This window comes from Brevundimonas sp. UBA7534 (genome assembly GCF_002479325.1).
GTDB lineage: Bacteria > Pseudomonadota > Alphaproteobacteria > Caulobacterales > Caulobacteraceae > Brevundimonas.
On sequence record NZ_DLMO01000136.1, the window covers coordinates 1 to 9292 of the forward strand.

Genomic DNA, 9292 nt, shown 5'->3' on the forward strand with positions numbered 1-9292 from the left:
AGCGCGCCGACCTCTACCGTTTCACGGGGACGGCCGGCCAGCGGATTGCGGTGGAAATGTCTTCGGACGACTTCGACACCTACCTGGCGCTGCGCCGGCTGTCGGACAACAGCATCCTGGCCGAGGACGACGACGGGCTGGGGCAGGGCACCGATTCGCGCCTGGCGCACACGCTGGACGCCGACGGCGATTATTTGATCGAGGCGCGCGGTTTCAGTGAAGAGGCGGAGGGCGACTACGACCTCAAGCTGATGGAGGTGCCGCCGCCGCCCGCTCCGACCGCCTTGGGCTTTGGCCAGACGCTTGAAGGCGAGATCGCCGACGACGATCCGCAGGGCGACGGCGGCCGGCGCTACGACGCCTACGTCGTCAGCGGCGAGGAAGGCCAGCGCGTTCAGGCCATCCTGCGCTCGGGCGACTTCGACGCCCTGCTGGAAATCGGCGAGGCCGGCGAGGACTTCACCGCCCTGGCCCAGGACGACGACGGCCTGGGGGAGGGAACGGATGCCCGCCTGACCTTCTCCCTGCCGGAAACCGGCGACTATGTGATCCGCGCCCAACCGCTGGCGGCCGACGGACGCGGGCTCTATTCGCTGGAACTGGTCGACCTGGGGCCGGCGCCGAAACCGGGCAGTTTGCTGGTTGGGACCACGGTGCGAGGCACGTTGGCCGAGACCGACGCCATCGACGACGACGGCGTCTATTTCGACGCCTATCGCTTTCAGGCCAAGAAGGACGAGAAGCTGCGCCTGACCCTCGTGTCCAACGCATTCGACGCCTTCATCGACCTGGGGGAGGACGGTGAGACGTTCGAGAGCCTTGCCACCGACGACGACGGCCTGTCGGACACGCACGCTCGGCTGGACTGGACCGCGCCGAACGACGGTTGGTACGCGGTTCGCGCCCGCGCCTTTGGCCCCAACCAGACCGGCGCCTATGCCCTGACGGTCGAGCGCCAGCCCGCCGCGCGGGAGCCATGATCCCGGCTTAAGCGGTTCGGATGACCCAGGGTTCGCCGCTCAGCCGCAAGGACCAGCACCTGGACGTGGTGCTGGATGGGCGCGGCCGTCATGCCCGCGACGCCGGCTTTGACGCGGTCCACTTCGTGCACGAGGCGTTGCCGGATCTGGACCACGCCAAGATCGACCTGGGCGCCGACTTCCTGGGGCGGCGTCTGAAGGCCCCGCTGCTGATCTCGGCCATGACCGGCGGGCCGGCGCGGGCCGAGGCGATCAACCGCCGCCTGGCCGAAGCGGCCCAGCACCTGGGCCTGGCCCTGGCTGTCGGATCACAGCGGGCGGCCATCGAGGCGGGCGCGGGGACCGGTCTGGACCAGACCTTGCGCGACCGGGCGCCCGACATCCCCCTGCTGGCCAATATCGGCGCGGCGCAACTGACGCGGGGATTCGGCCTGGACGAGGCCCGACGCGCCATCGAGATGATCGGCGCCGACGCCTTGGTTGTTCATCTCAATCCGCTGCAGGAAGCCTGCCAGCCCGAGGGGGATCGCGACTGGTGGGGCGTGGGCGCGGCGCTGGAGTCCCTGGTCCCGCGCCTTGGCGCGCCCGTGGTGGTCAAGGAGACGGGCGCGGGGTTGTCGGGCCGCACCGCGCGGCGTCTTGTGGACATGGGCGTGGCGGTGGTGGATGTGGCCGGCGCCGGCGGTTTGAACTGGGGCCTGATCGAGGGCGAGCGCGCGGTCGATCCCGCCGACAAGGCCCATGCCGCCGTCTTCGCCGACTGGGGCCTCAGGACCGCTCACGCCATCGTCGATGTCCGCCGCGCCTGTCCCGAGGCGGTGGTGATCGGATCGGGCGGGGTGCGCCACGGTCTGGACGCCGCCCGTGCGATCCGCCTGGGCGCCGACCTGGCGGGCCAGGCCGCCGGCGTGCTTCAGGCCGCGACGATCTCGACCGAGGCGGTGATCGCCCATTTCCAGGTCGTGATCCGGCAACTGCGGACCGCCTGCTTCTGCACCAACTCCGCCAACCTCGCCGCCCTCAGACGCGCGCCGCTGCAGCCCTTCGATTAGGACGACGGCAGCAGGGCCTGCGCGAACCGCCGATAGGCGCCGGCGCGCACACCATCGGTCGCGCGGGCGATGTCGGGCGCGAAATAGTGGTCGGAGGCGTAGGGCGCCGCGGCCTGGCGCACGATGGCGAACACCTCTTCCAGCGCGGGCGAGGTTCGCATCGGGCGGTGGAATTCGATTCCTTGCGCGGCGGCCAGCAGTTCGATGCCGACCACGGTCGCGGCGTTTTCGGCCATGTCCAGCAGACGGCGCGCGCCGTGGGTGGCCATCGATACATGGTCTTCCTGATTGGCGCTGGTAGGCACGGTGTCGATGCTGCACGGATGGGCGACCATGCGGTTCTCGGCGATCAGTGCGGCCGCCGTCACCTGGGCGATCATGAAGCCGGAGTTCAGGCCGCTCTCCCTGACCAGGAAGGCCGGCAGTTCGCTCATCTTCGGATCGACCAGGATCGAGGTGCGGCGTTCCGAGATGTTTCCGATCTCGCACAGGGCCACGGCGATCTGATCGGCGGCGAAAGCAACGGGTTCGGCATGGAAGTTGCCGCCGGAGATGACGTCTCCATCCTCGATGAAGACCAGCGGATTGTCGGTCACCGCATTGGCTTCTCGCGCCAGCATGGCGGCGGCGCTGTTCAGCACATCCAGCACCGCGCCCATGACTTGGGGCTGGCAGCGCAGGGAGTAGGGGTCCTGCACCTTGGCGCAGTCGTCGCGGTGGCTGTCGCGGATCGCCGATCCGGTCATCAGTTCGCGCAGGCGGGCGGCGACGGCGATCTGTCCCGGCTGACCGCGCAAGGCGTGGATGCGGGGATCGAACGGCGCGTCGGAGCCCTTCAGCGCATCCACCGACAGGGCGCCGGCGGCGATGGCGGCGGCGAACACGTCTTCGGCGGCGAACAGGCCGGCCAGCGCCAGGGCGGTGGAGCACTGGGTGCCGTTCAGCAGGGCCAATCCTTCCTTCGGACCCAGGGTCAACGGCTTGCGGCCGACGCGGGCCAACGCGGCCTCGGCGTCGAGAACCTGGCCCTGCGCGCGCGCCTCGCCGACGCCGATCAGAACGCTGGACATATGCGCCAGCGGCGCCAGGTCGCCCGAGGCGCCGACCGAGCCCTTGGACGGAATACAGGGCAGAACGTCGGCGTTCACCAGCGCGATCAGCGTTTCCAGCGTCTCCCGACGGACGCCGGAGGCGCCCCGGGACAGGCTGGCGATCTTCAGCACCATCAACAGTCGCGTCACCGCGTCGGGCAGCAGGGCGCCGACGCCGCAGGCGTGGCTGAGCACCAGGTTCTTCTGAAGCGTCTCCAGATCTTCCGGTGCGATGCTGGTGTTGGCCAGAAGGCCGAACCCGGTGTTGACGCCATAGACCGTGCGGCCCTCGGCCACGATGGCGGCGATGGTCGCGGCCCCTCTGTCGACGTCAGCCCAAGCTGCGGCGGCGATCTCGACGGTCACGGGACCGTCCAGCACGTCGCGAAGTTGCGCCAGGGTCAATGGGGCATGTCCGATGATGAGGGTCATGGGGCTTTCGTCGAGGTGATGAGGGAAACGGCGCGTTCGGCTGAGATGGCGGGATCAGCGACCCTGCCGCCGCGTCACCCAAAGACCGAACAAGGCCGCGATCGGGAACATCAGAACGCCATAGATTCCCGCCGGCAACGACATGTCCGGCCGCTCCAGGACGCCTTGCGCGATGACGATGGCCAGGGTGGCGTTATGGATGCCGACTTCGAACGCGCTAGCCACCGCCTGAGGTCTTGCGATGTTCGCCAAGCGCGGGACGACATAGCCCACGCTCAGGCTGACGATGCAGAAAAGGCTGGTTATGGCCCCCAGCAGCACGAAGTTGGACGCCAGAAGGTCGAAGCTTCCGGCCACGGCGCCCGCGATAACGCCGACCAGAATCGCCACGGAGGCGATGCGGACGGGCTTGTCCATCGCGCGGGCGAAACCGGGCCTCAGCGCCCGCACCGTCATCCCCAGTCCCACGGGCGCCAGGACCATGAGGAACACCTCCAGGGTCTTTGCGAACTGCAGGCCGACGGCCAGGTCGCCGGGCTGAAACACCGCGATGGCCAGGTTGGTGATCACCGGCAGGGTCACGACGGCGATGATCGAGTTGATGGCGGTCAGCGAGATGTTGAGGGCCACGTCGCCGCGGAAAAGGTGACTGTAGAGGTTCGCCGTCGTCCCGCCGGGCGAAGCCGCCAGAAGCAGCATCCCGACGGCCAGGATCGGCGGCAGCCGGAACATCAGCACAAGGCCGAAACAGATCGCCGGAAGCACCAGCAACTGGCAGGCCAGGGCCACGGCGGCTGCCTTTGGCTGTCTGGCCACCCTTGCGAAGTCGCCAGGCGTCAAGTCCAGCCCAAGGCCGAACATGATGATCCCGAGGGCGAGCGGCAGGGCGACGGCGGCGAATTCCATGATGCGTCCTCAGGCTGGCGAGATCAGGTCAGGCTTGGCAGAGTCAGCTTGTATTCGCGGGCGGCCTCGCGGGCGATGTCGTAGCCTGCGTCAGCATGGCGCATGACGCCGGTGGCGGGGTCGTTCCACAGGACGCGCTCCAGACGGGCGGCCGCCTCGGGCGTGCCGTCCGCGACGATGACGACGCCGGAGTGCTGGCTGTAGCCCATGCCCACCCCGCCGCCGTGGTGCAGCGAAACCCAGGAGGCCCCGGACGCCGTGTTTAGGAGGGCGTTCAGCAGCGGCCAGTCGGATACGGCGTCTGAGCCGTCCGCCATCGCCTCGGTCTCGCGGTTCGGGCTGGCGACCGAGCCCGAGTCCAGGTGGTCGCGGCCGATGACGACGGGGCCGGACAGTTCGCCCGAGGCCACCATGTCGTTGAACATCAACCCGGCGCGGTGGCGATCGCCCAATCCTATCCAGCAGATACGCGCCGGAAGTCCCTGAAAAGCGATGCGTTCGCCCGCCATGTCCAGCCAGCGGTGCAGACCGGCGTTGTCGGGGAACAGCGTCTTCATCGCCGCGTCCGTCTTGCGGATATCCTCGGGATCGCCCGTCAATGCGGCCCAGCGGAACGGACCGATCCCCCGGCAGAACAGCGGTCGGATGTAGGCGGGCACGAAGCCGGGAAAGTCGAAGGCGTTCTCTACGCCCTGGTCGAAGGCGACCTGGCGGATATTGTTGCCATAGTCGGTGGTCGGAACCCCCTGGGCGTGGAAGTCGAGCATGGCTTGCACGTGAACCGCCATCGACGCGCGCGCGGCGGTCTCGACGGCGGCGGGGTCTGATGCGCGCTTGTCCTCCCATTCGGCGACGGTCCAGCCAGAGGGCAGGTAGCCGTTGACCGGATCGTGAGCGCTGGTCTGATCGGTGACCAAGTCGGGGCGCACGCCGCGTCGGACCATCTCGGGCAAAAGGTCGGCCGCGTTGCCCAGTAGGCCGATCGAGGTCGGCTTGCCGGCCTTCAGCGACTGGTCCAGCAGGGCCAGGGCCTCATCCAGCGTCTCGGCCATGACGTCGAGGTAGCGGGTGCGAAGACGGAACTCGATGCGGCTGCGCTGGCATTCGATGGCGATGCACGAGGCGCCGGCCATGGTCGCCGCTAGGGGCTGGGCGCCGCCCATGCCGCCCAGGCCCGCCGTCAGGATCCATTTGCCCGACCAGTCGCCGCCGTGGTGCTGGCGGCCCGCCTCCATGAAGGTCTCGTAGGTGCCCTGAACGATGCCCTGCGTGCCGATGTAGATCCACGATCCGGCGGTCATCTGGCCGTACATGGCCAGACCCTTGCGATCCAGTTCGTTGAAATGCTCCCACGTCGCCCATTTGGGCACCAGATTGGAGTTGGCGATCAGCACGCGCGGGGCGTCGGCGTGGGTGCGGAAGACGCCGACCGGCTTGCCCGACTGGACCAGCAGGGTCTCGTCCTCGCCCAGGTCCTTCAGCGTCTGCACGATGCGGTCGAAGGCCGGCCAGTCACGCGCCGCCTTGCCGATGCCGCCATAGACGACCAGGTCCTGGGGTCTTTCGGCCACTTCGGGATCGAGGTTGTTCATCAGCATCCGCATGGCCGCCTCGGCGGCCCAGGTCTTCGCGGTCTTCTCCAGCCCGCGCGGGCTGCGTACGGTGCGGGCGTTGGGCGTGTTCATCGGCGGCTTTCCGCGAAATCGAGACAGGCGGTCAGGACGCGGCGCAGATGGCCCCGCATCGGCTCGGCGTATTCGGCGTCGTACGGGCTGGGCCAGTTTTCAGTCGTCACCGGCGCGGCGGGGTCGATCATGTATCCACGATCCGACAGCTCCATCTGAATGGCGTGAACGCCGGCCTCGGGCCGCCCGTAATGGCGGGTGGTCCAGCCCCCCTTGAAGCGGCCGTTGACGATCAGGCTCCTGCCGCTGACTGCACAGGCGGCCTCGACTGCCTGGGTCAGTTCCGACGCGCAGGTGGTCCCGTCGTTGTCGCCGATGTTGAACTGCGGCAGTTCGCCGTCGAACAGGCGCGGCACGACCGAGCGGATCGAATGGGCGTCGTAATGGACCACCGGCCCGTGGACTCGCAGGCGATCGATCTGGGCCTGCATGGCGGCGTGATAGGGGTCGAACCAGGTCGCGCGACGCTCGGCGATCTCGGCCTCGTCGGGGGCCTGGCCGTCACGGTATAGCGGTTCGCCGTCGAAGGTCTCGACCGGGCACAGCCCGGTCGTCGTCATGCCCGGATAGAGGGAGACGCCGGACGGGTCGCGGTTCACGTCGATGACGCTGCGGGAAATCCCGGTCCGCACCAGGGTCGCGCCCATGTCGATGGCGAAGTCGTAGAGCCGGTGCACCCACCAGTCCGCGTCTTTTCGGGCCAGCCAGGGCGAGGTCATGCGCGCCTCGATGTCGGGCGGGATATCCGTGCCGGTGTGCGGCAGGCCTATGACCAGCGGCATCTCGCCTTCGTGAATGGTCAGCCAGTCGGGGGTCATGTCGCCTCCCTCGCCAAATCGGTTCATCGTGGTATGTCTAGACATATTGATCGCAACCGAGCGGGACTGTCCAGTGACGCCGAACGCCAAGACCGTGGATCGCACCCTGTGGTTCGAGACGGCGCTGCTGCCGGGCGGATGGGCCGACGGGGTGCGGATCGTGGTGTCCGACGGGCGGATCGCGCGGATCGAGACCGGGGCGGCCCGCAGCGGAGATGAGGGCGGGGCGGTCGCCTTGCCGGGCGTCGCCGATGTCCACAGCCACGCCTTCCAGCGCGCGATGGCCGGCCTGACCGAGGCGCGTGGGCCGACCGACGACGACTTCTGGACGTGGCGCGAGCTGATGTACCGCTTCCTGGACCGGGGCGGGCCGGACGAGATCGAAGCCATCACGGCCCTGGCCTTCATGGAGATGCTGGAAGGCGGCTTCACCCGCGTGGCGGAGTTCCACTATCTGCATAACGACCCGGCGGGCGAGGCCTATGCCGACCGCGCGGAGATCGCCGGCCGGATCGCGGCGGCGGCCGGCGAGACGGGGATCGCCCTGACGCTGTTGCCGGTCTTCTACGCCCACGCCGGATTCGGCGGAGAGGCGCCCAGCCACGGACAGAGGCGGTTCGTCAACGACCTGGACGGTTTCTCGGACCTGGTCGGCCGGTGCCGCGCCCTGACGGCGGGGGTGGAAGATGCGATTGTCGGCGTGGCGCCGCACAGCCTGAGGGCCGTGACGCCGCACGAACTGGCGGCGATGCCAGCGCTGGCGGCCGACGGCCCCATCCATATCCATGTCGCGGAGCAGACCAGGGAGGTCGAAGACTGTCTGGCCTGGTCGGGGGCGCGGCCGGTGGAATGGCTGCTGGCCAACGCGCCGGTGGATTCTCGCTGGTGTTTGATCCACGCGACCCATGTGACCGAGGCGGAACGGCGCGGCGTGGTCGATCGTCAGGCCGCTGTCGGTCTGTGCCCTGTCACCGAGGCGAACCTGGGCGACGGGGTGTTCCCGGCCGCCGCCTATGCGCGGGCGGGCGGCCGGTTCGGCGTCGGCACGGATTCCAATGTGCAGATCGGCGTGGCCGAGGAACTTCGGATGCTGGAATACAGCCAGCGGCTGAGCCTGCGCGGGCGCGCGGTGATGGCTGACGCTGCACGCTCTACCGGCCGGGTTTTGTTCGAGCGGGCGCTGGCGGGAGGAGCACAGGCGTGCGGCGCCGAGGCGGGACTGGCCGTTGGGGCGCCCGCCGACATCGTGACGCTGGACACGGGCCGGTCCGTCTTTTCGGGCCGCAGGGGCGACGCCCTCCTGGACAGCTGGATCTTCGGGGCGCCGTCCGGGTCGGTCGCTTCGGTTTGGCGCGCGGGCGTACAGGTGGTGAAGGACGGTCGGCATGTCGCGCGCGAGGCGGTCGAGGCGCGCTATCGCCGGGCGCTGGCGACGGTGCTGGGATGAGCGAGCCGCTGCACCGGCGCATCTACGCCGACCTGGAGCGGCGCATCCTGTCGGGCGACTGGGCGCCGGGCCAGCGCATTCCTTTCGAGCACGAACTGACGGCCGCTTACGGCTGTTCGCGCATGACGGTGAACAAAGCGATCTCCGAACTGGCGGGACGGGGGTTGGTGACGCGGCGGCGGCGTGCGGGGACGTTTGTCGCCCAACCCAAGGCCCATGCGGCGGTGCTGGCCATACCCGACCTGCGGGCCGAGGTGGTCGAACGAGGCCAGGCCTATGGTTATCGCCTGCTGGAGCGGCGCGAGCGGGATGCGGCGACGGAGGAGGAAAGGGAGCTGGCCGCCGACGGGCGCCTGCTTGACCTGGCTTGCCTGCACAGTGCGGATGAAACGCCGCTGGCGCTGGAGCAGCGGCTGATCGCCCTGGCGGCCGCGCCCGAAGCCGCTGCGGTCGATTTCGGCGTCGTCCCGCCTGGATCCTGGCTGCTGGACCAGGCGCCCTGGACCGAGGCCGAGAACCGCATCGCCGCCGTGGAGGTCGAGGCCACGGATGCGCGTTTGCTGGGCCTTAAGACCGGCGCGGCCTGCCTGCGGGTCGAGCGCCGCACCTGGCGCGACGGGCAGGGGGTGACGCGGGTGTGGCAGACCTTTCCCGGCGACCGCTACGACCTGGTCGCCCGTTTCTCGTCCCGAGGAGACCGCCGATGAAGGCCGACCGCCTGCTGATCGATTGCCATGTCGCCGCCATGACGGAAGGCGGCGCGGCCTACGGCGCGATCGAGGACGCCGCCGTGGTGGTCGCTGACGGACGGATCGCCTGGGTCGGGCCGCGCGCGGACATGCCGACGGTGAACGCCGCCGAGGTCGAGCGGCTGGACGGCC

The 9292-nt window shown here is 69.3% G+C and carries 9 protein-coding genes; 5 read left to right on the forward strand and 4 right to left on the reverse strand.

The genetic code is table 11. From position 1 onward, the window contains the following. Both B2U11_RS11260 and fni read left to right on the forward strand, forming a co-directional pair. Positions 1 to 980: PPC domain-containing protein (locus B2U11_RS11260; RefSeq protein ID WP_292071822.1), on the forward strand; the 980-nt coding region annotated here is incomplete at its 5' end. Positions 981 to 1000: 20 nt separating this feature from the next. Then, positions 1001 to 2032, forward strand: a complete 1032-nt coding sequence (gene fni / locus B2U11_RS11265; protein WP_292071823.1) for a type 2 isopentenyl-diphosphate Delta-isomerase — start codon at positions 1001 to 1003, stop codon at positions 2030 to 2032. On the opposite strand, the gene hutH is transcribed toward fni, so the two are convergent. The 4 genes from hutH to hutG are packed head-to-tail and all read right to left on the reverse strand — an operon-like array spanning position 2029 to position 6964. Beyond that, positions 2029 to 3555, reverse strand: a complete 1527-nt coding sequence (hutH, locus tag B2U11_RS11270; protein ID WP_292071824.1) for a histidine ammonia-lyase — start codon at positions 3553 to 3555, stop codon at positions 2029 to 2031. The genes fni and hutH overlap by 4 nt on opposite strands. A 54-nt stretch (positions 3556 to 3609) precedes the next feature. After that, a complete protein-coding gene (locus B2U11_RS11275) occupies positions 3610 to 4461 on the reverse strand; it encodes a bile acid:sodium symporter family protein (RefSeq protein WP_292071825.1) in 852 nt (283 codons plus the stop codon). Positions 4462 to 4484: 23 nt separating this feature from the next. After that, positions 4485 to 6146 carry a urocanate hydratase gene (gene hutU, locus B2U11_RS11280; RefSeq protein ID WP_292071826.1) on the reverse strand — a complete coding sequence of 554 codons (1662 nt, stop codon included), beginning with the start codon at positions 6144 to 6146 and terminating at the stop codon, positions 4485 to 4487. Next, on the reverse strand, positions 6143 to 6964 hold the full coding sequence (hutG, locus tag B2U11_RS11285; protein ID WP_292071827.1) for an N-formylglutamate deformylase: 822 nt from the start codon (positions 6962 to 6964) through the stop codon (positions 6143 to 6145). Before hutG ends, hutU begins: the two co-directional genes overlap by 4 nt. Positions 6965 to 7037: 73 nt before the next feature. Here hutG and B2U11_RS11290 point away from each other — a divergent pair, with 73 nt between their 5' ends. From B2U11_RS11290 to B2U11_RS15745, 3 genes are all read left to right on the forward strand, one after another. Then, a complete protein-coding gene (locus B2U11_RS11290) occupies positions 7038 to 8411 on the forward strand; it encodes a formimidoylglutamate deiminase (protein ID WP_292071828.1) in 1374 nt (457 codons plus the stop codon). Then, positions 8408 to 9118, forward strand: a complete 711-nt coding sequence (hutC, locus tag B2U11_RS11295) for a histidine utilization repressor (protein WP_292071829.1) — start codon at positions 8408 to 8410, stop codon at positions 9116 to 9118. Before B2U11_RS11290 ends, hutC begins: the two co-directional genes overlap by 4 nt. A gap of 38 nt (positions 9119 to 9156) precedes the next feature. Beyond that, positions 9157 to 9292 (forward strand): imidazolonepropionase-like domain-containing protein (locus tag B2U11_RS15745; protein ID WP_414632957.1); only part of this gene is annotated, 136 nt, incomplete at its 3' end.